The sequence below is a fragment of the Pseudomonas azerbaijanoccidentalis genome (assembly GCF_019145495.1).
In the GTDB taxonomy this organism is placed as follows: domain Bacteria; phylum Pseudomonadota; class Gammaproteobacteria; order Pseudomonadales; family Pseudomonadaceae; genus Aquipseudomonas; species Aquipseudomonas azerbaijanoccidentalis.
Window position 1 is genome coordinate 815,326 of record NZ_JAHSTU010000001.1, and the last position, 24,108, is coordinate 839,433.

The 24,108-nt window shown below is 61.9% G+C and carries 12 protein-coding genes; all 12 read right to left on the reverse strand.

Annotated features, from left to right (window positions below; all coding sequences use genetic code 11):
- Positions 1 to 379: 379 nt before the first annotated feature.
- Positions 380 to 874 carry a hypothetical protein gene (locus KVG88_RS03415; RefSeq protein ID WP_150700603.1) on the reverse strand — a complete coding sequence of 165 codons (495 nt, stop codon included), beginning with the start codon at positions 872 to 874 and terminating at the stop codon, positions 380 to 382.
- A gap of 111 nt (positions 875 to 985) precedes the next feature.
- A complete protein-coding gene (locus KVG88_RS03420; RefSeq protein ID WP_217870329.1) occupies positions 986 to 1,504 on the reverse strand; it encodes a GNAT family N-acetyltransferase in 519 nt (172 codons plus the stop codon).
- Between the two features lie 169 nt (positions 1,505 to 1,673).
- Positions 1,674 to 2,654 (reverse strand): LysR substrate-binding domain-containing protein, encoded by a 981-nt coding sequence (locus KVG88_RS03425; RefSeq protein ID WP_217870330.1) that lies wholly within the window; start codon positions 2,652 to 2,654, stop codon positions 1,674 to 1,676.
- A 150-nt stretch (positions 2,655 to 2,804) separates the two neighbouring features.
- Positions 2,805 to 3,758: a peptidylprolyl isomerase gene (locus KVG88_RS03430; RefSeq protein ID WP_217870331.1), complete on the reverse strand. Its 954-nt coding sequence runs from the start codon at positions 3,756 to 3,758 to the stop codon at positions 2,805 to 2,807.
- Positions 3,755 to 4,234, reverse strand: coding sequence for a YbjN domain-containing protein (locus KVG88_RS03435; RefSeq protein WP_150700607.1), 480 nt, complete (start codon positions 4,232 to 4,234; stop codon positions 3,755 to 3,757). The genes KVG88_RS03430 and KVG88_RS03435 overlap by 4 nt, the downstream gene beginning before the upstream one ends.
- An 18-nt stretch (positions 4,235 to 4,252) precedes the next feature.
- On the reverse strand, positions 4,253 to 4,882 hold the full coding sequence (locus tag KVG88_RS03440; protein ID WP_217870332.1) for a DNA repair protein: 630 nt from the start codon (positions 4,880 to 4,882) through the stop codon (positions 4,253 to 4,255).
- 17 nt (positions 4,883 to 4,899) lie between these two features.
- The gene (locus KVG88_RS03445; RefSeq protein WP_150700609.1) at positions 4,900 to 6,603 is read right to left on the reverse strand and encodes a putative porin; all 1,704 of its coding nucleotides are present in this window, start codon (positions 6,601 to 6,603) and stop codon (positions 4,900 to 4,902) included.
- Between the two features lie 39 nt (positions 6,604 to 6,642).
- Entirely contained in the window at positions 6,643 to 7,347 is a 705-nt protein-coding gene (locus tag KVG88_RS03450) for an energy transducer TonB family protein (protein WP_217870333.1), read from the reverse strand.
- 2 nt (positions 7,348 to 7,349) lie between these two features.
- Positions 7,350 to 7,775: an ExbD/TolR family protein gene (locus KVG88_RS03455; RefSeq protein ID WP_217870334.1), complete on the reverse strand. Its 426-nt coding sequence runs from the start codon at positions 7,773 to 7,775 to the stop codon at positions 7,350 to 7,352.
- A gap of 11 nt (positions 7,776 to 7,786) precedes the next feature.
- Entirely contained in the window at positions 7,787 to 9,601 is a 1,815-nt protein-coding gene (locus tag KVG88_RS03460; protein WP_217870335.1) for a DUF2341 domain-containing protein, read from the reverse strand.
- 18 nt (positions 9,602 to 9,619) lie between these two features.
- On the reverse strand, positions 9,620 to 11,215 hold the full coding sequence (locus tag KVG88_RS03465; RefSeq protein ID WP_217870336.1) for a ShlB/FhaC/HecB family hemolysin secretion/activation protein: 1,596 nt from the start codon (positions 11,213 to 11,215) through the stop codon (positions 9,620 to 9,622).
- Between the two features lie 278 nt (positions 11,216 to 11,493).
- On the reverse strand, positions 11,494 to 23,973 hold the full coding sequence (locus tag KVG88_RS03470; RefSeq protein ID WP_217870337.1) for a filamentous hemagglutinin family protein: 12,480 nt from the start codon (positions 23,971 to 23,973) through the stop codon (positions 11,494 to 11,496).
- Between the last annotated feature and the right edge of the window lie 135 nt (positions 23,974 to 24,108).

The window sequence follows — 24,108 nt, forward strand, 5'->3', positions numbered from 1 at the left end:
TGTAGGAGCTGCCGCAGGCTGCGATACCTCATCAGGCTTGATCGCATTCCCTTCGCGACGCCAGATCATCTGTAGCAGCTGCCGAGCAACGCGAGGCTGCGTTCGGCTGCGAAGCAGTCGTCAAATCAAGCGGCGCGCTTTTTCAGGAAACCGCGTTCGCAGATTTACGGGTGTGTGGTGCTGACTTTGAACCTGCGGCGCAGCACGCTACAGATTCACCTGAAAGTTGAAAAACCGTATCAGAACGCGGCAAACAGCAGCGGGCAGGGAAAACGTCTGATCCGCATAAATGAAAGGATTCTGAGTGTGTTTTGTCGAAATCTGAGGCACCACCGATCACTGTAGGAGCAAGCAGGCTCGCTCCTACAGTGGGCTTGTCTCAGCTGCGTTCGCGGGGGATCAGGCTTTGCAGTTGTTGCGCCAGGAAGTTTGCGTCGAACGCAAAGGTATCCGGGTCTTTCAAGCCATTGGTCTTGCGCCACTGCCAGTTCGTGGCGGGTGGCAGGCACACCAGCGACACACTGCCAACCCGCGCAGCGGTAAAGCCCAGCACCGCCACGGAAATCTGCCCACCGGTGCCCATCACATCCGGGACGAATTCGACCGGTTTGCCGGCAATCAGAATGCTCAGCTTTTCGGTCTTGAACGTCGAGGTCTCGACTGGAACACTCGGCCCTGACGCGACATACGCTTCGCGGCTGACCTCCAGCAGATGCGGAACCAGTACCGGTTCCAGCCACTGCTGGATCTGATCGAACAGTTCACCCACGCGTTTGGCCCACTCGGCCGATTGCGATTCAAACAACTGCTTCTTGTGCGCTTCGCTGTCTGCGTAGTGACGAAGCATCTCGCCCAGTTGCTGTACGTCGTCCATTGCGGTGTTCCTTTGATTGAAGCCGTGCTGCGGACCTTGAGCATGGCAGAAGCGCGTTGCCGACGTACGACTAAAAGCGCGAACGGTGCTGGGGCGCCTCGGGGCGGTGCATCAACTGGCCGCGGGTCGACGCAGACGCGCCATGCTCAAAGTATCCACCCAGGCACCGTCGCGCACGGCGTAGTCGCGCAGCAGCCCTTCGGTTTCGAAGCCGAACTTGCGATACAGGCCGATGGCGGCTTCATTGTCGGCAAATACCGAAAGCTCGACCCGGTGCAGGTTCATCCAGTTATCGGCGATATCCAAGGCTGCTCTCAGCAGTTTCGAACCGACCCCCTTCCCCTGCCAGGTGTGTGCGACGCCCATGCCAAAACTGCCGGCATGGCTACGACGAATACGTGAGAACTGTTCCAGGGTAATGCTGCCGATCACGGTATCTTGATGCAGCGCCACCAGTTGCATCACCCGCTCGTTGTCCGACACCAGTCGCTTGCGCCAGAGATCACTGGAGGGAAATGGCAATTGCAACGTTTGACGGGCAACCACCGGTTCGCGGTAAAGCGCGGTGATGCCTTCGATGTGGGACTCGTTGAGACGTTCGAGGGTGATGACAGGCTCGGTGGTGGGCATGGTGAATCATCCTTGAGGCAGACATGGCCACTCACTCTATAACGCAGACCTCCCGAATGGCGAGCCCCCTGCAGGAGCGAGCTTGCTCGCGAAGTGGTGTAACAGTCGACGACGATGTGGGCTGACCTGGCGCTATCGCGAGCAGGCTCGCTCCTGCCTTTGGAACGGGTCAGTCCTGGAACCAATCGCGTCGTTCTTCGAAAGTGGTGAGAATCAATTCCACCAGCATCTGCACCTGCGCCTGGTCCTGGGACTGCTCATTCACCGCCAGCCATACCTGGCGTTGCATCGGCTGGTTGAACAATCCCGGCAACCCGATCAAGCCACGGTCGAAGCGGCTCATATAGCCCGGCAGCAGGCCGATGCAGGCGCTGCACCGGATCATCTCCAGCATCAACTCATAAGAGTGCAACTGCACCACGCCGGCCAGACGCTGTTCTACCAGCGCATTCCACGGGCGAAAGCTGTCGACCTGCCGCTCGTGTTGCCATTGCACCAGCAGGAAATCGGCGAGGTCATCGAGGTGTTCGGGGCGGGCCGTGACCCGTGAATAGCGTTTGGCGATGTGCGGCTGGAAGTCCAGTCGCGCCAGCGGTTGCGGCTCTGTAGTGGAGAAGCTTGGGCCTGGTATCGGCGATTCGGTGCCCGCCAGCCACAACACCACGTCGGCGCTGACCGCTTGCAATGACAGGTCACTGTCCAGCGAGATAATCTCCAGACGCACGCTGGCGTTGCGGCGCAACAGCGACACCAGATCACGTCCGAGGATGTCATGCAGGAGGGTTTGCGCCACCGCCAGCCGAATCAACGGCTGCTCGATCACCGGCAAGGTGCGCTCGTGCGCCAGGGCCAGCAGTTGGGCGTGCAACTGATGGCCGTCACGGCTGAGTGTCAGTGAACTGTCCTTGAACATGAACAGCGTCCTTTGCAGTTGCTCTTCCAGTTGGGCCAGGTGTTTGCGCAGGATCGTCGGCCGCACATTGAGGCTGCGGGCGGCCTGCATGAAACACCCGCAGCGGGCGCTGACCAGAAAATACTGCACCACTTCGATGTCGATCCCGGCGGCCAGCGCCAGCCAGGTCTGAGGGTCTGCGTCCGGGGCACGGTATTGAACAACGCGCGAAGCCTCTGTCGGCTCTGTGAATGACATCGATGACTCCCTGTCGATTTTTGTTGGTCTATGGCGACGCCTCGACGTGCGCGGTCCCCTGCAGGAGCGAGCCTGCTCGCGATAGCGAACTGCCAACCAACAGACATGTTGAATGCTGAACCGCCATCGCGAGCAGGCTCGCTCCTACAGTTACTGAGGTTTTGTCTCCAGGATTTTGTTCAGCTCAGCGCCGTCGATACTCAGGGTTGCCGTGTTGAGCATGCCTTCCAAGTAGGCCTTGGCAATTTGTTCCTGGCGCTGGGCACGCAGGGCCTGGGTCAGCCGTTCGCGCAGTTCGTCCAGGGTGGCGACCCGTGCCGGTTGTTGCTCGGTCAACTTGATCACGTGAAAGCCCATTGCACTCTGCACCGGCTCGGACACCGCGCCGACCTTGAGCCGAGACACCACATTGCGCACTTCGGGTACCAGTTGCGCCAATGGTTGCAACCCGGTATCACCGCCGCGCTCGGCGCTGTCGCGATCCTGCGAGTACTGCCCCGCCATCGCCGCAAATTCCGCCGGGGTGGCCTGGGCTTTGCGGCTCAACTCCTGGGCTTGCTTGCGCACGCTTTCCAGGTTTTGCGGTTCGCTCACCCCAAGGAAAATCTGACTGACACGGAACAGCGCCGGCGTCTTCCATTGCGACTTGCCTGCGTCATACGCTTGCTGCAGTTCGGCTGCGCTGGGGTAATCCGCCGGCACCTGGCTGACCGATTGCAAGTAGTCGCGAAAGACGATTTGCTCGGTGGCGGCGCGGGTTTGCTGTTCGACCTCCGGGCGCTGACGCCAGCCTTGGGCGTCAGCCTGTTCCAGCACGGCTTTCTCGGCCAAGCGTGAGCGGATCCAGCTTTCCAGCGTCGCGCGATTGCCACGCAGTTGATCGCGCGTCTCCGCCGGCAAGGTGGCCAACAGCCTCTTGAGTTCTTCACTGTCGACTTGCTGATTGCCCAGTCGCGCCACGGCGGGCTCTGTCGACGCTACCGCCAGGGATTTCACCGGTTGCGGTGCCGCGACCGGGTCGTTGCCCGGCCGCAGGCCCAACGTCACGGCAACCACCACCACCGCCAGCGCCCCCGCGCTCGCTACTACCGTACGTTTTTTCACAGGGCAGCCACCTCGTCTTGCGTGGTGGCGCTGGTGTCAGCCTGAGCATGCAACTGCGCAGCGTTCTGGCTGTAATCGCGCAGGTAAACGATGAACTCTTGCAGCAAGCGATCCCACAATTCCAGATTGCCGCGCAGGTAATCGGCGCTGACGCCAGCGGCCACGACCACGTCCATTTCCATCACCAGGAACTCGCCTTGCACCGACAACCGGGCAAAGCGACGCGAGGCATTCCACAGCTCCGCCAGCCCGGCCGGCAACTCGCCCTGCACGCGCAATGCGCAGCTGAACGTGAAGTCGACGTAGGTGCCCTGCTCCGCCGCCAGATTGCCGAAGCGCACGGCGTAACCGATCCCCTGGCTGGCGCTGAGCAATTGCACGATGCCGTTCTGATCAGTTTGATTAACGCGATAACCGGCGGCTTGCAGCACTTCGGTGAGCGATTGTGGCGATACGTGAGCGATCAATTGAGTCATGTGAGTTCTTCCCTGTTTTCAGTGAGTGATCGCGGCCTGAGGCGCGTCGAATTGGGTCTTGTAGAGCTCGTCGCCAAAGCCTTGGGCCAGTTCTTCGAACTTGACCCGCGCAGTGCCGGCGAACGGTTGGCGAATCTTCATCACTTCGGCGACGTCGATTTTTTCGTAGGCCGTGAGGATCTCCTTGGCCACGCCATACATCTGTTGATTTTTGACCGAACATTGCTGCATTTGTGTGTCACGTTCAGTCAATTGCGCTTCGAGCCGGGCGCGTTCGGCTTCTTTGCCGCGCGCCATGACCAACAGATCGTCATAGGCCTTCTTGAACTTGCCGATCTGCTCGTTGCTGGCCGCCACTTGCGCCTGGGCCTGGCTGTGCAGGCTGTCTTGCTGACTCGCCAGTTGCTCGGCCGCGCCCTTGTACTTGGCCAACTCGGCGGTCAATTGTTTGATCTGTGCCTGAGCGGCCTTGGCCTCGGCTTGCGCCGCGACCTGGGCGGCGCTGGCCTGGGCCTGCTGGCTTTGCAGGGCCTGTAACTGTTGGGTGGTGCTGCGCAATTGCGTGCGCAAGCGTTCCTCCATGCCCTCGGCACTCGCCCCTTGGGCCACCAGCGCTCCCAGGGCAAACAACAGGATTTTTCTGTTCATCACGTTCTCCCTGCGCCTTAGAAGCGCGTGTTGATCTCAAGCTGCAAGACGTCGATATCAAACGGCGCGCCGTACACGGCTTCGGAACTCAACCAGCGACCGGTGGCATAGACGTTCTTGGCCAGACCGTAGTTGCCGCCCAGGAAGTAACCCTTGGCGTTGGTACCGCCTAAGTGGAACGAGGAATCGTTGAAACCGTCCGGCAAGGCATCCGGCTGGATGTACTTGTAGCCGGCGAACAGGTTCCAGTCGCCCTGCTTGCGCATATCCAGAGCGCTGCCGAGGGTGAACTGCACCATCCACGCATTGGCACCGCTTTCGATGTCGCCATCGCTGTCGAGGTTGTTGACGATCTGCCCTGCCGCACGTTTGCGCATGTCGCCTTCGTCGTAGCCCAGGTTGTGCACGTAATTGGCCTGGCTGCGCAGCTTGAAGTCTTCCGGCAAGTCGCTGTCCCAGACAAAGTTCAGGTCCAGCAGGTTGAACTCCGAGGCCAGGCCGACGTATTGCGGTTGCGCCGTGGTTGCCGGGTTGAGCGGGTTCGGTGTGATGTCACGCAACAGGAACACGGTGTTGCCCTTCTGCATGAACGCCGAACGGCTGCCGTCGGAGTCGCAGCCCGGCGCGCCGGCCCACGGTTCGCAAGGGCTGGAGCGCTGGCCTTCGATGTCGTCGAAGCGGTAGTAGGCCAACGCACCTTTGAGGCGGTTGCTGGAGTTGATGGCCCAGTTGGCGCCGATCTGCGCACCAAACAGCCATTTGTTGTCGCTCTCTTCCTTGTCGAAGCCGTTACTGGAACTGGTGTCGTTGGTGTACTCGATCGGGAATGCGCCGACGGTGCCGAACATGCCCCAATCGCGGTTGAGCTTGTGGTCGAACATCGCCGCGATACCGTCGAAGTTCAGCTCGTTGGAATACAGCATGTCGGTGGAGAAAAACGGGTTGGTAAAGCGGCCACCGGTCAGGGTCAACTCGTTGGTGGCTTTCCAGGTCAGGTAGCCCTGATCGAGCCAGATGTCTTTCTTGCCGAAACCGCCACCGAGCGTTTGGGTGGTCGACACCGGGCTGTTGTCGGAACCGGTGCCGATGCGAATACCCGCGGTCCAGTCCGGCGCAATCACCGCTTTCATACCCAGACGCGCGCGCAGGCGCAGCAGGTTTTCGCGGTCTTCGCGGGTGTTGAGCAACGGCGGCAGGCTGGTGCTTGTGTTGGGGTTCACGTCGTACGGGCCGCTGTTGTTGAGCTTGGCGAAGTCGACGATTTCGTTGCTGTTGGTTCCCGAGTAGTAGCGCGATTCGTCCCGCAAGCGAATATCGCCATCGAAGCTGACCCGCGATACCCAGTCCGGGAACGTGTTGGGCTGGGCCCAGTTTTCCTGCTTGGCGGTGGCCATGACTTCGGCCTTGACCTGATCGCGGATCTGGTCGCGCACGGCGGCCGGCACATACTGTACCCGCACATCGCCCGGTGCGGCGGCCGGGCCATTGGCGGCCACGGCGGTCGGAGCGGAAGCGGCTTTGCGCGCCTGGTCCGCTTCACTCTGGGCCTGGGCGATCAGCTTGTCGGCCTTGTCCTGTTTCAACACGCCTTGCTCCACCAGCAAGCGGATCAGATTGATCGTGGCGTTCTCTGAGGGCGCGGGCGCTGCCGCGGCCTGACCGACCAGGGTCGCAATGACCATGCCGACCGCCAGGGACAATCGATTCACATTGGAAATCATCTGCACACAACTCCTTATGGCAAAGCTTTGATAATGGGGTTAGCCCGGACGCCGCCCTTGCAGGGACACGCGCATGGGGACAGTGAAAGAAGCCGGTGGCCGCTGGTTCATGCGCGGCGCACCGCGAAGGGCTGCGAGTATTTGCGCGTCGACCTCGGCGTTGCCGCTGGACTTGGCCAGCTCGACCCGCGAGATGTCGCCCGAGCTGCTCAACCACACGTCGACTTGCGCCTTGTAGGCCTGGTTGCGCAGGTCCGGGTTCTCGCGCAACAAGCGCTGAAAGCTGACGGCCATGAACTGGCTATACGTGCCGTTGCCCAGGCGTCCACCGCCGGAACCGGCCATGCCATTGCCCTTGCCCGCGCCGATACCGAAGTTGTCTGTGCCGGACTGCGCCGCACCGTCCATCTCCATTGGCTTGGCCAGGTCGTCCGCCGGTGAAGGCGGCGCTTCGACTTCCGGCGTGACCTCTTCCGGTTCCGGTGTCGGCTCGGGCTCGACCATTTTTTCTTCGACAGGAGGCTCTGGCTCCGGCGGTTTTTCCGGTGGCGGTGGCGGTGGTGGCGGCAACGGAATGATGGTCGGCACCTTCGGCGCTTCGCGGCGTATGCCGCTCATGTCGTTGGCCCATTGCCACAGGAACCACGCGGCCACGCCAGCAATCAGCAACCCGGCGCCCCACTTCACGAAGCGCACGGGGGACTTCTTGACGGGTGACGGGCTGATGGGAAGTTGAGCAGTCATGGTCAGCCCTGTGTCGGTTTGCCGGTCACCAGACCGACTTGTGACATTTCCAGACGACGCAGCAGGTCCAGCACCTCGATGACTTTTTGGTACTGCACGGTGGCGTCGCCGCGCACGATCACCGGGAAGTCCGGGCTCTGGGCTTTCTCGATTCGCAGTCGGTCTTCAAGTTCGGCCAGCGTCACCGGATAGGCATCGAGGAACACCTGGCCCCCGTCGTTGACCGAAATGGCCTTGGTCTTGGCTTCGGACAGTGACGCCGAGGCACTGGCCTTCGGCAGGTTGATCTGGATGCCGGACACCTGTGCGGTGGCGGTGAGGATGAACATCACCAACACCACCATCAGCACGTCCACCAGGGGCGTGATGTTGATGCTGTCGACTGCGGTGTCTTCGTCATCGTCGTGGGAGGCATTTACGGAAGCCATGTCTGTGCTCCTCAGGCCGGTGCTTGGGCGTTGGTGTGTTGGGCGCTGGCGTGATTGCCACGGCGGTGGGCCGCTTCACTGAACTGACTTTCGCCGTGCATCTCCGCCAGACGCGTGATGAACTCATCGACGAACACGCGCATGTCGGCGCTGACTTCTTTGTTGCGGGTGATCAGGCGGTTGTAGCCAAACAGCGCCGGGATCGCGACGAACAAGCCCATGGCGGTGGCGAGCAACGCGGCGGCCATGCCCGGTGCGATGGCGTTGATGTTGACGTCGCCGGCCATGGCGGTGCCGAGGAACACCACCATGATCCCCAGCACCGTACCGAGCAGGCCGATGTAAGGGCCGCCGGCGATGGCGTTGGACAAGGTCGAGAGTTTCGAGCTGAGCGCCTGGTTTTCCCGGGTGCGCACACCGTCCATGGAGCAGCGGATCGCTTCAATAGTGGCCGCCGAAACCGAAGAGGTATCAGCGCCTTGCTCGCGACGGGTGCGGATTTCTTTCACCGCCACCTGATACAGGCGCCACAGCGACGAATCGCGCAAACGCAGGGCAAGGTCCTGGTCGTCGGCGAACATTTCCAGGCGTGTGCCGACTTTGGCGAACTGCTCGCGGAAGGCTACGTTGGCCGCCGAGACACGGCTGACCATGCGGTTCTTGCGGACCATGATGACCCACGACTGGAACATCATCAGCACCAGCACCGCGATGATCACCCAGGCGTCCATCGGCACGGCGTTGAGCAGGAAACCTAGACTGCCGAAGCCGTAGCCCGACTGTTCTTCATCGACGCCATAAACCACCAGTTTCGACTCGGCGCCTTGGGATGTGGCATCGGCCAGCAACTGCGCGGCGGGACGGGCGACCTTGGACAGGCGCAACTCATCCATGGCACCGGCAAACGGCAAGTAAGCGCTGGCATGCACGTCGGCACCCATCGCCATGATCGAATTGAACGCCGGCATCGCCAGCGCCAGGCTCGCGGTTTCGCGGCCGTTGACGTACAGCGAGACCTTGCTGCCTTCAGCGGTCAGTGCCAGGTGTTGCCATTGACCAGGGTTCAGCGCCTGGGTCGATACGGCACGCTGACCGTCGATTTCCACGAACGGCAGGCCCTGATTCAAACCGATCAACAGGCTTTGTTCGCCCTCACGACGGGCCACAATCAGTTGCTCACCATTGGCCTGATCCAGTTTCAACCAGGCGCTGAAGGTGAACGCGCTGCCTGCGTTGTGCTGCAACGATGGGCTGGCGGGCAGCAACAAGGGTTGGCCGCTGAACTGCAAGGCACGACCGATCACCCCGTCGATGCTCGCACCGGTGGCGCTTTGCGCGGTGTTGCCGAAGGCCGTGGTGTCCTTGGCCGGCGTGCCGGTGGCGTCCTCGAAATGGTAGAGCGCGGTGTAGTTCGGATCGAAGGTCAGTTGACCGTTGCCGGTGGCCGCCGCCTTCGGGTTGCCGTAGTACATCCAGATATCCTGACGCTGAGCGCCCTCCACTTTCGGCACATCGACCCACACCAGCGCCATGCCCATCAGCGCATCGAAACTTTCGATCTGGTGGTTGAGCACGGTCTTGTCATCGGCGGCGATGAAGCGCAGGTCCGAGCCGTCCTCCTTGACGCCGTCGAAGGTGAAGTTGCCGGTGTGCAGGCGCACCAGCAACGCGGTGCGGCCAAGGGCCTCGTTGATCGCTGCGCCTTGCGGCGTGGTGTCCACCGAAATCTGTTTGCGGTAATGCCAATCGTCCTGCCACCACGCCTGGGCGGTGGCCGGGAGCACGAAGCTCAGGCACATCAGGAAAGCCAGAAATATGCGCTGCATGAAAATGTCTCCGTAGGTTCAGAATGTCGCTTGCAGGTTGAAATGCAGGCGCGATTCCTGTTTCGAGGTATTCGGCCCTTCGAGCAGCGGGTAGCCCCAGTCGAGGCTGCCGGACAGCCATTTGCTCAAGCTCGCGCGGGTGCCCAGGCCAACACTCGCCAGGGCGTAATCGGCGTCTTGATCGGGAAGTTCGTCGCGCAAGTACAACTGGGCGCCTTCGGCGAAGGCATAGAAGCGCCACTCCTGCACGTATGTGCCCAGGTACTTGGCGAGCGATGGCGTGCGCAGTTCCTGGCTCAGCAGGTAGCCGTCGTCACCGGTGCGTTCGGCCGCGAGATAACCGCGTACCGACGTGGCGCCACCGGCGGAAAACTGCTCGTTGGAGACCAGCGGTCCCGAGGCGAGCTGGAACGAGGCCTTGCTCGCGGTCTGCCAGTCGTTGCCGAAGGTGTAGGTGTAATTGGTATCGCCCTTGAGCACCGCGAAACTGGGGCTGGCGCGATAGCGTTTGTAGTCGAAATCTTCGTCGGAACTGCCGTAGCCCAGGAAGCTGCGGGTGCCCGCCACCAGGCTCAGGCCAAGGCCCAGCTGCGAGCTTTCGGTGTAGCGAAAACCGTTGTAGGCAAAAGTGAACGGCGCGTACTTGAGCGGCACCTTGTCGCTGTCACCGGCGAAGTCCAGTTGCTCATCGAAGTCTTTGAAATCGATACCCGCCCACAACGAGTTGGACCAGTTGCCGCTGGACGGCAACGTGTAGATTGCCGAGACGCCGTAGGAATGGCCCTTGCCCAACACATTGCTGCCGCCGATGGTCGCGACGTTGCTGTCGGACTGGTAACCGGCAAACTGCACGCTCCAGCGCTCGCTGAGCGGCGCGGTGTAGGAGCCCGACCAGACCTTGGCGTTGGAGGTGTCTTCAGGGGCGGTAAAAAACGTCAGCGACGCGCTGTGGCCCAACTGCCACAGGTTGTTGTAACCAAGGCTGGCGACACTGCGCAGCTTTTCGGTGTCGGCGCTGTAGTCGTTATTCAGACCAAGAGTGGCCTGCCACGGGTCCTGGTCCTCGACCTGCAAATCGACGTCCATGGTGCCGGGGCGTTGGCCTTCGCGAACCAGCGGCATCACCTGGCGCCCTGGGTTCTTGTTGAGCTGCGCGAGTTCCGTCTGTACCTGGGCGAAGTCCGGCACCTGGCCTTCTTTCAGCGCCGGTACATCGTCACGGATTTCCACTGGCGAATAGTGCTTGGCGCCGACCACACGCACTCGGCCGACCTTGGTTTCGCTGACTTGCAGATAGACGATACCGTCCTCGACTTTCTGCTCCGGTAAATCAACGAACACCGATTGATAGCCGTGGGCCTGATACGCCTTTTGCAACGCGTCGCGCGCACCTTCGATGTCGGCCAGATGTTTCTGCGGACCAAGGAACGGATAGACCGCCTCCTCGATCGCCCGGGCATCGAGCACGGTGTTGCCGCGCACGAAGTATTCGTTGACATCCACCGGCTTGGGTTCCAGCGGCTCAGCGCTTTGCTCCGCCCACGCCGGTTGCGCGCCCGCCGTCACCAGCAGCCAGCCCCACAGCGCCAGCCGTGACTTGAAAAAATGATCCACATCACCCCCTGAATTCGAAAAACCGGTCGCCGTCTGCACTGCGGCAGGCTGGCTTGATTGCCCTGCTCCCGGCGTCCCGCCATCGGCTGGAAAGTGGCCTCTCGGCCGCCTCAAGCACGTCACATAGGCATGACCGGACTGGCGAAGTGCTACCGAACTTTTGTCATGAAAGCTTCATTCAAAGATTCGAGCAGGCTCACTCCCACAGTGGACTTGTGTGAGTTTGAGGCATAAAAAAGGCGACCCGAAGGTCGCCTCTGGTGCTGCTGGATGGCGCTCTACAACGTCAGATTGCCGCGTTCTTCTTCGGTCAGTTGCCCCCGCGCACGCTCATCCAACACGCCGGCACCCAACACCTGCACCGGGCTGTTGGGGTTGTAGCCCGGCGTCGGCGCGCGGCTGGCGCCGTCACTGCTCGGTGTCAGTGGTTCGGTGCCCAGGCTCAGCACCTGCACAGTCACGATCGACGGCAGGTTTTTGCGTGCCGCTGCCTGTTGCTGACGCGACATGTCCTCAGCCGCTTGCGTGGCGGATGTAGCGGCGGAACTGGCCGACGTGATCGCGCCGGTGTTCACCGATGCCGTCACCGGAATCCCCGACGACTTGCCCTGCACCTGGATGTTTGCCGCGTTGACCACCCGCAAAGCGATGATGTTGATGTTGCCCGACACCCGAATGCCGGCCTCGCCCGCATCAATGGTGCCCAGTGGAGCGATCAGGTCGATGTCGCCCGGTGGCACTTCGGCAATCGGGTTGAGCGTGGCAATACCGGCACCGGTGCTCGGCACGGTCGGCGACAGCGTCACGTTGCCCCAGGTGTCGTAGATACGTTTGGGCGGCGTAAACACCACGGTGGTTTTCGAACCCCGGCCGGCGTTGATGTCGCCTTCGGCCGACCAACCGAGAATGCTGCCGCCGAATGTGGTCATGACTCGGCTCTGCCCCAGCAGGATGCTGCCCTGGGAATACAGCTGAATGTTGCCCGCGCCCTGGGTGACGATCCCTGCGGTGGATGGCGGCGCCGCACCTTCGACACCGAACACTTGGCCACCGCCGGGAGTGAGCATCTGAATGTCACCGCCGAACAGCGTCTTCACACCCGCGCCGCCGTACAGCGTGATGTCGCCGTCGTAGCGAAGGGTATTGCCCGCCACATCGGTGGTCGGGAACAACGCCGCTATCGCGTTGCGACCGCGCAGATAACTGCCTTGGCGCGGACCGTTTGCATCGGCGTATTCCAGGCCACCGGCACGCAACTCGGCGAAGTACACCTGACGTGCGAACACGGCTTGCTCGGTGCCCGGCAGTGCTGCGTAAAACGCCCGTGCCTGTTCTGCGTTGCCGTTGAAGCCGTAGCCCAGGGTCAGCCAGGACAACAGTTCTTCATCGTAGGTCTTGACCACCTTACCCGGCTGATCGCTGAGCGGCGTACCGCTGGCAGCCTGGTTTTTCGGGTCCAGATAGCGGGCGATGAAGCGGCCGTAATCCGGACCATCGGCCCCTGCACCCGCCTGCAACACCAAACTGGCACCCGGACGGTTATCACCCGCCATTACTGGCCCGATACTGGTGACGCTGGCGCGATCTTCCATCAGGATATTGCGCCCGGCATTGATTTCCAGCGTGCCGGGGCCGGCAATGTCGAAACTGCTGTAAAGAATGTCGCGACCGGCGGACACGCGCGAAACGTCGTTTGCGTTGTTGTGGATGAACAGGTTGCCAGTGGCGGTGATGGAGTCACTGCTGTTGCCCATACCATCGCGGTTCACAGCCAGTGGCTGTCCGATAGTTGTACCCGACGCGACGATATCGCGTCCGGCCAACATCCAGACCGGCCCGGCCGCTTCGTACCAGGTGCGTTTGGAGTTGCTGAAACTCAAGGTTTCGCCACTGCGAACGCCAACCAGATCGCCGGTTAGCGCGTAGAACCGCGCAGGGGCCTGAACCCCACTCAAGCCTGAATAGCTCTCGGCACCGAAGGCGAACAATGGATAACGGCTGTTGAGTCCGGGCGAGACGCCATCAGCGCCGCTATTGGACATCAGCGTTATCACTCGCTGACCATCCTTGGCATAACCATTGAACGCAGGCGTAAATGGCGTAGCGATGGACAGCGGGCTGGCACCCGATTGATTGATTGCATAGCCACCGGCATAGATGGAATCCCCTGCCAGCAATTCAAGCTGCCCGGATTGTGATGGTGCCAACAACAAGGAGTACGAAATGCCCGGATAGTTACTCCCCCCACCATAGAAACCAGCAGACGGACCGGCATAGATTGAACCTTGCCCGGCGACTGCACGCAGGATTGAGGGCATAACGAATCGATTATCGGTGGGTGAAGTATTGCTACCGCCAGGGATCGTTGAATTGTTGATCGCTTCAGCCATCAATGTACTTGGCGTGAGATTGCCTCCCGCCGAGAAAAGATCAATGGCGGTGTGATCGGTCCACAACGAGAAGCCTGTCAAACCACCGCCCGCATGCACCACCCCATCAGGCGTAGTGAACGATGTGGAGTTCTGCAGGACTACCCGACCAGGGTCCGCCGCGCCCCCCAACACCAGATCACCTCGGGTATTGAGCTGCATGCCCGAGTCCCCCGGAATCAACACCAGGCCGCCGGTTGCACTGCTGGTGGTGGCCGTAAACGGATCGTAGCCGCGAGCCTCGCGCTGGTCCTGGTTGCCGGAGAATGAACCGTACTGCAATCGAATTCCACCGACCGCCGAAGCGCTCAGTTGTGCAGCTCCCCGCAGGTTGATCAGCGCACCCTGCAGATCATGAATGGGTGTACCTACCCCGGTCGCTCCCGCCCTGGCTTGCAGTGACGGGTTGAGCGTGCCGCCGATGCGGATATCCATGTCACCGCCACCGGTCAGTTGCAAGCTCCCGTCGCTACCTACGCGCCCGGTGCTGCCTACTGCCACGATAAGTCCCTGGCTACGAGGGTTTTGATTCGTGCCGAAGACGTCTCCCAATGGCCTGAGCATGCCGCTATCAGCGCCTGCCCTGAGGCTGATGTTGCCACCACCCAGCGTGCCAAAACCCGTGAACCCCACCAGATAAGGTTCGGGTTCCACATCTGATGCAAGAGGCGGGCGAGTTGCATAGCTACCGAAATTGATCCACCAGGCTGTCGGCATGTCACTTCCACCAGTGCCCTGACGCCATAACCAGTTACCTACGGCAACGCTCGGGTTTTGCTCGCGCATTCCACCGAGAGAGAGTGCCTTACGTCCGACAACATCACCGGAAACAGAACCGCCCGCGTTGATCGTCAGGTTACCGCCCATCTGCGGGAACCAGGCCTGATAGAGGCTGTCGCTGCCGCCATTGACCCATTTTTCATAGTCACTGCCGGCACTGCCCAGTACCGAACCATCGTCCGACATTCGCCCGCGAGGCTGGTTGTAACGTGGGTCGATATTGCTGGACTGAGTACCGGCGGTGTACACACCGAAGGGTGAACCCATGCTCAGGTTACCGGCGGCCATCAGGTCCAGATCGCCGGTGCCGGTTCGCAGTACGCTGAACATTTGAGTGTGAGCGTTGACGGCGGTGCCTGGTTTGCTTTCAAGGCAAAGCGACGGATCAATATCAACGCACCAAAACATATCATCGACACTGACGGGTGAGTAATCAGGAAAACCCATATAGTTGCCAGGCGCCCACGTCCAGCGTTCCATGGGTGCGCAAGCTTCAGGCACGATGTCGCAGATAATCAGATACTCCTCAGGTACAGGCTCATAGGGGTTGAATCCATACCCGTTGTCCACAGTCCAAACCAGCTTCGCGGCCGATTCAATCACTTTAAGACCGTAGTGAGTATCGGCCAGTCGAAGGCTGCCCTCAGTGGTGACGGGCTTCACCGCTCGATTGTCCGCCGCGTCCAGATCCGCGCCCGCTACCACTCGCATCGACCAGGACGCACTGCCCGATGGCAACATGCTCGCCACCGCCCAATTGCGCCCTTGCTGGGTGCCGCTCAATGGGCGCAAATCGATATACGCAGTGCCATCCGCCAGTTTCACATCCGTCATGGACGGAATCAGCGAACCACGCAACAGTGCCAGCGAACCGCTGAGCTTCACGCCCGCCGTTGCGTTGTCGAAAAACGTACCCGGCAGTGGCACGCCTTTGGGCCAGAGCAGGCCTTGCAACGCGGTGGCCTTGTTCAAGCGCGTACCCGCGCCGAGAAGACTGCCCGCCGGCAAGGTGACGTCGGCCCCCAGCAATGTGCCGGCGGCGTACAGCAGATTACCCGCCGCGTCATGCACCGCCCCCGCCAATACCGTACCGGCGCTGAACGTGTACGTCTCGGCCAGCACGCCCTGAGTTGGCAACAGCGTGCCACTGGCCAGTGTCGCGGCCTGGATCGGCAAGTCGTAGTTCAACGTGGCACCGATCGGGTATTGGGTACCGTCAGCAAGAGTCACACCCGCGCCCGGCACAATCAGGTCGCCGCCGAACGGCTGCACACCCGGCACCAGTTTCCAGCCGGTGTCATCGACGGTTTCCGGTGGTGGTGCAAAACCGTCGTTGATGCTGCCGTAGATATCCAGGTTGCCACCGGCGCGAATCACCAGGCTGCCGGACTCGCCGGAACCGTAGACCGACGTCTTCTGCGTGTGCGGGTTGAGGCTGGCGTAACGGTAGCCGGACAAGTCCAGATCGCCTTGCACCACCAGATCGCCGTCAGCGGTTTTGCTGGCGATTTCCACGCCGGGGCGCAGGTGGAATGCATCGGCGTAGGCGGCGTTATTCAGGCCGGCCAGTTTGCGATGCAACAAATCCGTATTGGCCAGGGCAGCGTTGATGAACGCGGTGCTGTCGACGTGAATGCCGTCCAGATAAGCCTGGTCGATGACCTGGTACGGGCGACCGCTGGCGGCCGGGTCGGTGCCGTCGGCGGCATCAATGTAGCGGCGCGTGGCATTGAGCCCAATGGAACGTGCGCCCTGAATGTTCAGCGCGCCACTGGCATCGATGGCGATGTCACCGGTGCCAATGCGCGGGGCATTCAGTTCCAGCGTGCCGCGCAACTGACCGTCATGCTGTCCCGGCAAACTGCCAACCTCGACGTCCGTCCCATGCCGCAAATCGATCCGCGCACCGGAGGCCAGCGTCAACAGGCCATCGCCGGAGTTGAGTTCGACCATGGCCCGGTTCGGCGCGTCGATGATTTTGCCGTAGCTATCGACCCGCAACATCTGGCCATGGGCATCGAGCACTGCGCTGCCGGCCACGGTCAGGCCATTTTTGCCCGACAGGCGAATGCTGCCGACGCGTTCGCCACTGGCGTCGATCAGGCCCACGACGGTAACGCTGCCATTGTCCACCGAAACATTCACCTCGCCGGCCTTGAGCCCGTCGCCGATCACCAGGTCGCCTTGCTTGAGCTGGAAGCTGCGGCTGCCAAACACTTGCCCGGCGTTCAGGCGCTGGTTGAGCGCAGCGAAATCGCCGTTGAGGTCACCACTGCTGCCCAACTGCTGCGCGCGAATGTCCACACCGCCAGCCTTGTACGGCACCCAGGTGCCACCCGCGTCGTAATAGCCGCTGCTGCTGCTGAGGATTTCACCTTGCAGATCCACCACCCCGGCGCCTGCGGCCAATGCCACGGCGCTCAGGTTGCCGCCCTGATTGTTGACCGCCGACAGGTCGATGCGTGAACCAGCGGCCTGGCGAATATTGCCGTTGCTGCTGTACAGCGCCACGTCGCCGCCCCAGCTGTATTTCTTCACGTCGTTGAACGGCAGCGTGCGTCCGGCCACGTCCAGATAAGCGCCACTGGCCAGGGTCAGATCATCTTCAGCCTTGACCACCAGTTTGCCGCTCGCCAAGACGATGCGGCTGTCCAGTAATACATGGCGTGCTTCGAGATTCAATTCCGCACCGAGGGCATCGGCAACGGCAGTGCGATCGCCGGTTGGCGACGTCAGGGTCAGGGTGTTGCCCGCTTTGAGCAGGTTGACCGAGCCGCCTTCGCCGGTGAGCAACGGCGTGCGCAGGTTGAGGTTGCCACCGCTGTAGGCATAGCCCTTGACCGGGTCGTAAGCGCCCTGCTGTTCGTAAACGGCCAGGCTGCCCTTGTGATTGGCGGTGATGCGCTCGCTGGCATTGAGGTTGACGTTGGCAAAACCCAGCGCCAGTCGGTCGTTCTGGTCCAGGCCATTGGGCTGCGGATTCGGGCCGTAGCCCAACTCGATGCGTTGTGCCTGGATGTCCAGCGTGCCATGGCCGGTACCGGCTCCGCTGTTGACCACGGTGCCGGGTGCCTGGGTCGCGCCGTTCCAGATCAGGTTGGCGGTGCGAATGGTCGCCACATCACTGGCATCGCCCAGGCCGTAAATGGCCGGCGTCACCAGTATCAGGTTTTCCAGCCTGCTCTTGCCCGTTTGTGGGTCCAGGGTGTCGAGGGTCACGTTGCCGATGAAGTTGAAAGAATCGCGGGTGGTCAGGCTCAAGGTTTCCAGAGCTGGCGCACCGAACTGCGTGTCGCCGCGCAGCAGTCGATCGAGGACGTTCTGGTTCAGGGTCAGGCCGGCCGGCAAGCGACCGCTCGCCGCCGCAAGCGCTTCGGCGCTGCCGGCGTTCACCGCGCCGACGGCCAACGCCAGGTGACGCGTACCGAAACGCACCGCTTCGCCCAACTCAAATTGATTGTCGGTGGCGGCGGTGATGCTGCCGTTGGAATAGAGCAACGAAGGATTGATGCAACCCTGCGCCGGGCAGGTGCCGATCCGGATACTGCCGGCGCCCCCTCCGTTTGTGCCAGCGTCCGGCGCCAGCACGTTGGTCCAACCGTTGGACACCATCAACAGGCTGGCTTGCCCTGGCTGATAGATGAAACCCGCCGTGGAGTCATAGGGTACGTTCCCACGACCCAGCGTATTGATGCCCGCCCCCGCTTCAAGGGTAATGCCGCCAGTGAGGCCCGTCGTCCACAGGACGACTTCAGGCGCCGAGAGAATCGCACCCTCGCGCAGGGCAATGCTCCTGGTATCACCTCTGAATTGAATGAAATTGCCCGCAGTGTCGTATTGCACAAACGGCGTTGCACCGATGGCCAAACGCCCGGCACCGAGATTGTTAAGGGCGTCGGCATACAACGAAACACCGTCGAAGTCCTGTGTGCTGACGGCACCCGTGCCAAGAATTTCAAAAGCCCATGATCCCCTTACCGCTGCGGTGCCGAGCACACCGCCCTCGGCGGCAGCGAACAAGGCCTTGCCGTTGAAATCCAGGGCTGTGTCACGATCACTTGATTTGAACAAGAACGTCAGTGATTTGCCGTCCAGGGTCGTCTGCCCGCGCGGTACGCCACGACGTGCAGCGTCGCTGTTAACGAATTGGTTGTAGCTGGTTTCGTTGTACTGGGAATAACGGCGCAGCACATCCGCCGACGTCAGGATGACCTGGCTGGAAAGGCTGTCGCGCAGCCCGGTATTGGCAATCGACATCTGCCCGGAGCTGGTCCACGAACCATTGCGCATTTTCAGCGCGCCGTTGTTCATGCCCGGCGCAGCTTGACCGTTGACCTCGACCCGGAAAGCGCCGGGCAGCAAGGCAAAGGTCGATGGCAACAGGGTGTAAGTACCGGCCGCCAGGCCTGGAACACCGGCACCGATGGTGATCTGCTGACCAATGCGTGGATCACTGGCGCCCGCCTCGCCGAGCATCGGTGCGTAGGCGTTTTGATTGCCCGGCACGATGGCGTACACCGGGTTACTGCTCAGGCCCGGCAGGCTGAATGTGCCATCAGCCGCGTTGCGAACCAAGGGGCTGAAGCGCGCATCGGTAGAACCGCCACGCCCGGAGACAAACCCGGCACCGCGCAAATCCCCGCCCCCGGACAGATCGATCAGCGATCCCGTTTGCGCGTCGACGTACTGGGCATTCAGGACCACACCGGTATTTTCGTTGGCAATCCCTTGCAGCACCACGGACTGGCCGTTGTAGCGGTAGTCGGTGCCATCGGTTGTGCCGCCATACGGCATGACTAGCCCAGCGCCACTGACCGACGTCACGCTGCCCGGCAACAACTGAATGGTGCGGGTATCGCCAAACGCATCGTTGCCCATAGTGATCAAACCCAGGGGGGCGCGAATGACCCCGCCTTGCTCGATATTCCCCCCGTACAGTTTCAGCCTGCCGAACACCGAATAAGGCGGCACGGCCGGTGCCGCACCATTGCCGCTGATGCTCAGCGTACGGTCGGGATCGATCATGCTCTCGCTCTGATACCCGGCGCGGATTTCGGACCAGACCCGGGTGCCCGGATAGATTTGTGCCGCCCGCAAGTGCAAATCACCGGCCGTCCACACCCTGGAGCCCGTCTGTAAATCCGGCTTTGCGAGCATACGTATGTCGCCGCTGCTGTCGAGGGTGACCAGGTCAAAGCTGCGCCGACTGACCGCCGTGGTCGCCCCGTTGAGCAACTTGATCAGCCCGTCACTACCGAACGAGAAGGCGTTGCCCAGATCAAGCAGATTCGCGGTGGTGCTGAACTGCGCGGCCGATACCCGGTTGGTGGGGGTGTTCAGCACTCGGGGGCGGGTTAACGCGCTGGGAGGCGTGTAATACTCACCCAACCCCGACAGACGCACATAAGGTGCAGCCAGATTAATGCGCGCGGTATCTTTGGAGCTTTCGGCGAGGGACAGTGATCCGGCGTACAGACTCAGACTCTGGTTCATGTGCAGATCGACATCACCGTCGAACGTCAGCAGGCCGTTGCTCAGCAGGCTCAGACTATCGAAGCCGCCGGTCATCAATTGATCGGCGCTCAGTCGGGTGTAGCCATAACGCAACGGTGCAGCGGCCTCACCAGGCCGCAAATCGGCGGGTAGCCGCACGTCGTCCGGCCCTTGGCCAATGATCAGCTCCCTGGCGACCCGAACAGCGTTGTTTCCCTGAGTATCGCGATACAACGGCGAATCGAGGGCGATCTCCAGACGTCCCCCGGCTGCACCGGCCCCGCCAGCCGCGGCACGCAGGGTGCCGTCGATGAACAGACCGTTGTAGGAGCTCAAGGCAATGCGTCCGCCGTCCGTGGCGACGCGGGTCGGGCCAGTGCCAGCGATATCCAGCACGGCCTCGGCACCGGACGCCTCCAGACGAGCGCCCGGACGCACGATCACATACGCATCGGCCGACGTCGCAGTGGCCTTTTTAGCGTCGATCTCGCCGCCAATAATGATGCTGCCGCCCTTGCCCACCTGACCGTAGACCCGGCCGAGCGCATCGACCGCCGTGGTTGCGCGCCCCGCCACGTCCAGCACCGCATGGTCACCGATCCAGATCGAACGAGTATGGGCTGTCGGATCCGCCTCCTGCTGCGAAGTCTCAACATCGATCGAACTGAACTGCTGCTGACGAATATCGAGGATGCCGCCCCAGGCGTTGAGTTCACCGTCAACGGTGAGCTGCCCGGCACTGCGCAAGTTGATGCGCTGGCCGGGGTCGACGCTGATGCGCGCGCCCTGGCCGATGGTCAACAAACTGTTCAGCGGGTCTATCTGATTGATTTGGCTGCCGCCCGCTTGCAGTGACAGACTCGCGCCGCCGCGTTGGGTCAGCACGCCTTTGGCCGGGTTCTCCTGGAACAGGCTCGGTGTCCACAGTTCCAACGCCGCCTGCGGCTCGGCGCCACCGGGTTGGTTCGCTGCAAAATCGGAAAAACGGTAGGCCGGCATGGACACGTCGACCACCGCATCGTCCGCCACTTTCAGGGTCGTCAGACCAATGATGTTGTAGGCCGAGAAGCCTCTGTTGAACGTATCCGCGGCCAGTCGCAAGGTGTGATCGGCCAGAGGGCCATCAGGCTCGCCGATCAACACGTTGTTGGCCTGAATCTTCAGCGTGCCACCGCCCGTGACGCCATAACCGCGCACGTCACCGTCCATGACCAATTGCGATTGGCCCGGCAGGGTGTCCGCACTGGACTCAAGAGTAACGTCGCCACCCTTGCCGCCCCGGGTCTTGCCATTGCTTAACACCGCGCCGCCGGACGAGACGTCGATGACGCTGCCGCTGGCCACGGTGATATCGCCGGTGCTGCGGATCGACACCAGGCCACCATTCAAATAGGCCAGGTTGTTGGCTTCGGTCGGATCGATACGCGAATTGACCCACAGACCACGGGTGTCCAGGCGCACGCCTTCGGCCACCGTCACCGTCGTTGGTTTGCTGGTTTGCGCCAGACCGGTCCCCAAACGCAGGCTACCGGCGCGGGCGGTCAGATCCGCGTTGACCCGCACATCCTGACCGTACAGGGTGATGTCACCGCCAGTGTCCACGGTCACGGCATCATTGACTTCAACCTTGTCCTTGGCCGCGACTTTCAACGCGCCCAGACGGAAACCATTGAGCATGTCGGTATCGAGGAACAGCTTGCCTTTGCGGTCATCGGACACCGCGCCGGTCAACCCCAGGTCGCTGCCATCGGCGGGACGCTCGGCACCGATCTGCACCTGATCGAGCATGGCGAGATGCTGATACACCAGGCCGTTGGTGGTGGCCGACCAGCTCGGGTCATACGAACCAACGATCAACTGCGCCCGACGCGCCATGGCTGTCTGGGCCTGGTCATAGCCGTCGAGCCCGGCACGCGGCGCCTGGTTCTGCCGTTCGCCCTGGAACACGTCGCCCACCAACTGGCCGTCGAGCACCGCATTGTTGGTGGCGATCACCAATTGTCCGGCGTCGCGACCCACTGAGTAACCGGACTCGAAACGCTGTCTCGGGGCGATCAGCGGGTTAAAGAAGTAACTGGTCTGGCCCCAACGTTCGCTGTGGTCTTCATAACCTTTGTAGAGGCCGGTGTAGAGGATGTCGCCCGGTGCCCGCGACACTTCGTACAAACGGCCATCGGCGCCACGCAACCAGCTCTGGCGAATGAAACCGCTCTGCACATCGAGGGTGCCGCCCGAGAGATTGATCACCGAGCCCTTCTCGGTCACCACGTCATTGCCGGTGAAACTCACCGTACCGCCCTGGGCCATCCATTCGCCGATGCTGTGCCCCTGCGTGCCAAGGTAACCGCCCACTTCCAGCAGACCACCGGCGGTGTACCAGCGGTCAGTGGCGTAGCCGTTGGTGCCGGCCGGCACGAAGATCAGTTCGCGCACATCGACCCACACATCATTGCTGTTGAGTGCGCCACTTTCGCGGTTGATCGATGAGTCGCGCTGCTCGTTGCCCTGCACGTTGATCTTGATGTTGTTGGCTTCCATCGCCACTTTGACGCCGAGGGCCCCGGACACATCGATCAACGCGCCGTCGCGCACCAGGCTGCGTTGCCCCGCTGCGACCGCGACCTGACCACCAGTGGCCAGCGTCACCGAACCGTTCTGAAACTCGACGGTGCCGCCGCTGCCGATGTCGATGCGCGACTGATCGCTGCGGATACGGTTGTTGAGCGTCACCCCGGTCAATGCAGCGTCGTGCTGACTATCGAGGGCAGTGAGGTCGCTGCTGTCGAGCATGATTGCGCTGACACTCCCCTGGCCGAGGGTCACGCTGCCGCTGGTGTCGGTCGCCGGGTTGAGCAGATGAATCGTGCCACGGGTATTCACCGAGGTACTCGCCAGCAATACGCCGTTTTGCGCGATTTCGTGACCGGTCATGGTGATGTCGCCGGTCGAGGCCTGGATCAGGCCGGTGTTGCTGACCTTGCCCGAACCACCGGCCTTGAAGCCCGGAACGACTTCGCTGCCGAACGTGGTGGAGAAACCATTGCCTTCGGTGCCCGAGCCTTTGCGAATGTAGAAGCGGTCACCGGCACCGAGTACGGTCTGGCCTTTGGCGGTGCTGATGGTGCCGGCGTTCTCCACTTCATTGCCGAGCAGCAACGCATAGCCACCCGAGTCGGTGGACAGCGTCGGTTTGTGGGTTTCAATCCGCGCGCCACGCTCTATCAGCACTTTGCCGGCGGCGTCGGTAAAGGTCGGCTGACTGCCGGTGCTGTCGAAATACAGGCCGTGATCACGGAACTGCGCATCGGTGATGTTCGCGGCGGCCGCCACCAGGTTACGCACATTGACCTGGCTGGTGCCGCTGAACACGATGCCGTTGCGGTTGATCAGCATCACCGTGCCGTCGCCCTTGATCTGGCCCAGAATCTGACTCGGCCGTGCGCTCGGATCGTTAACGCGATTGAGTGCCGCCCAGTTCGACTGCTGAGCGAACTCGACGGTGGTATTGCGCCCGACGTTGAAGGTTTCCCAGTTGAGAATGGCCTTGTCGGCAGTCTGCTCGATCTTGACCGTGGTCTTGCCATCGACCTGCGTCTGTTGCGGCCCCTTGGCGTTCTGCCAACCTTGGGTCAGGCCGGTATCGACTTTCAGGCCGCCCTCGCCCAAACCATCCGGCACGAACTGCACGGTGGCGAACGCCGCTGCCCGCCCGGCCGCCTGCGCCGCCTGTTGAGCGGCAATGGCGGCCACGGTGTTATTGAGCGTTTGCACCGATCGTTGCAACTGTTGCCTGGCCCGCTGCTGTTGCGCCAACGGCGGTGTCATGCCCGGCAACCCACCGCCTGGCCGAGATGCTGCTGCCTGTTGCGCCGCGCCCTTGGCGGCAAACCAATTGGAACTGAACGCGGTCGCCGCCTCGGCACTGCCGGCCACCAGGCACAGCGCAATCGCCTGCGCCAGCGGCTTGAGCAACCACAGCGCCGGGTCCACGGAACGCGCGGCGTCACGGCGTACAGACAAGGAAGGGGTATTGCGACGGGCTTGGCGAACGAGCATCACTACTAGGTCCTTTTCAATTGGCGCAAGAGGCCGCAGGCCGAGTGGAACCTGCTGTTACGACATAGGCAGTTGGCAAGGCGCAAGACCGAACGGATGTCACACAAACTTCATGATCGGGGAGTAGCCGCAAAA

Bases quoted from the DNA above. Each gene is read 5' to 3' on its own strand.
- KVG88_RS03415 (WP_150700603.1), bottom strand. From the start codon at position 874: ATGGACGACGTACAGCAACTGGGCGAGATGCTTCGTCACTACGCAGAC.
- KVG88_RS03420 (WP_217870329.1), bottom strand. From the start codon at position 1,504: ATGCCCACCACCGAGCCTGTCATCACCCTCGAACGTCTCAACGAGTCC.
- KVG88_RS03425 (WP_217870330.1), bottom strand. From the start codon at position 2,654: ATGTCATTCACAGAGCCGACAGAGGCTTCGCGCGTTGTTCAATACCGT.
- KVG88_RS03435 (WP_150700607.1), bottom strand. From the start codon at position 4,234: ATGACTCAATTGATCGCTCACGTATCGCCACAATCGCTCACCGAAGTG.
- KVG88_RS03440 (WP_217870332.1), bottom strand. From the start codon at position 4,882: ATGAACAGAAAAATCCTGTTGTTTGCCCTGGGAGCGCTGGTGGCCCAA.
- KVG88_RS03445 (WP_150700609.1), bottom strand. From the start codon at position 6,603: ATGATTTCCAATGTGAATCGATTGTCCCTGGCGGTCGGCATGGTCATT.
- KVG88_RS03450 (WP_217870333.1), bottom strand. From the start codon at position 7,347: ATGACTGCTCAACTTCCCATCAGCCCGTCACCCGTCAAGAAGTCCCCC.
- KVG88_RS03455 (WP_217870334.1), bottom strand. From the start codon at position 7,775: ATGGCTTCCGTAAATGCCTCCCACGACGATGACGAAGACACCGCAGTC.
- KVG88_RS03460 (WP_217870335.1), bottom strand. From the start codon at position 9,601: ATGCAGCGCATATTTCTGGCTTTCCTGATGTGCCTGAGCTTCGTGCTC.
- KVG88_RS03470 (WP_217870337.1), bottom strand. From the start codon at position 23,973: ATGCTCGTTCGCCAAGCCCGTCGCAATACCCCTTCCTTGTCTGTACGC.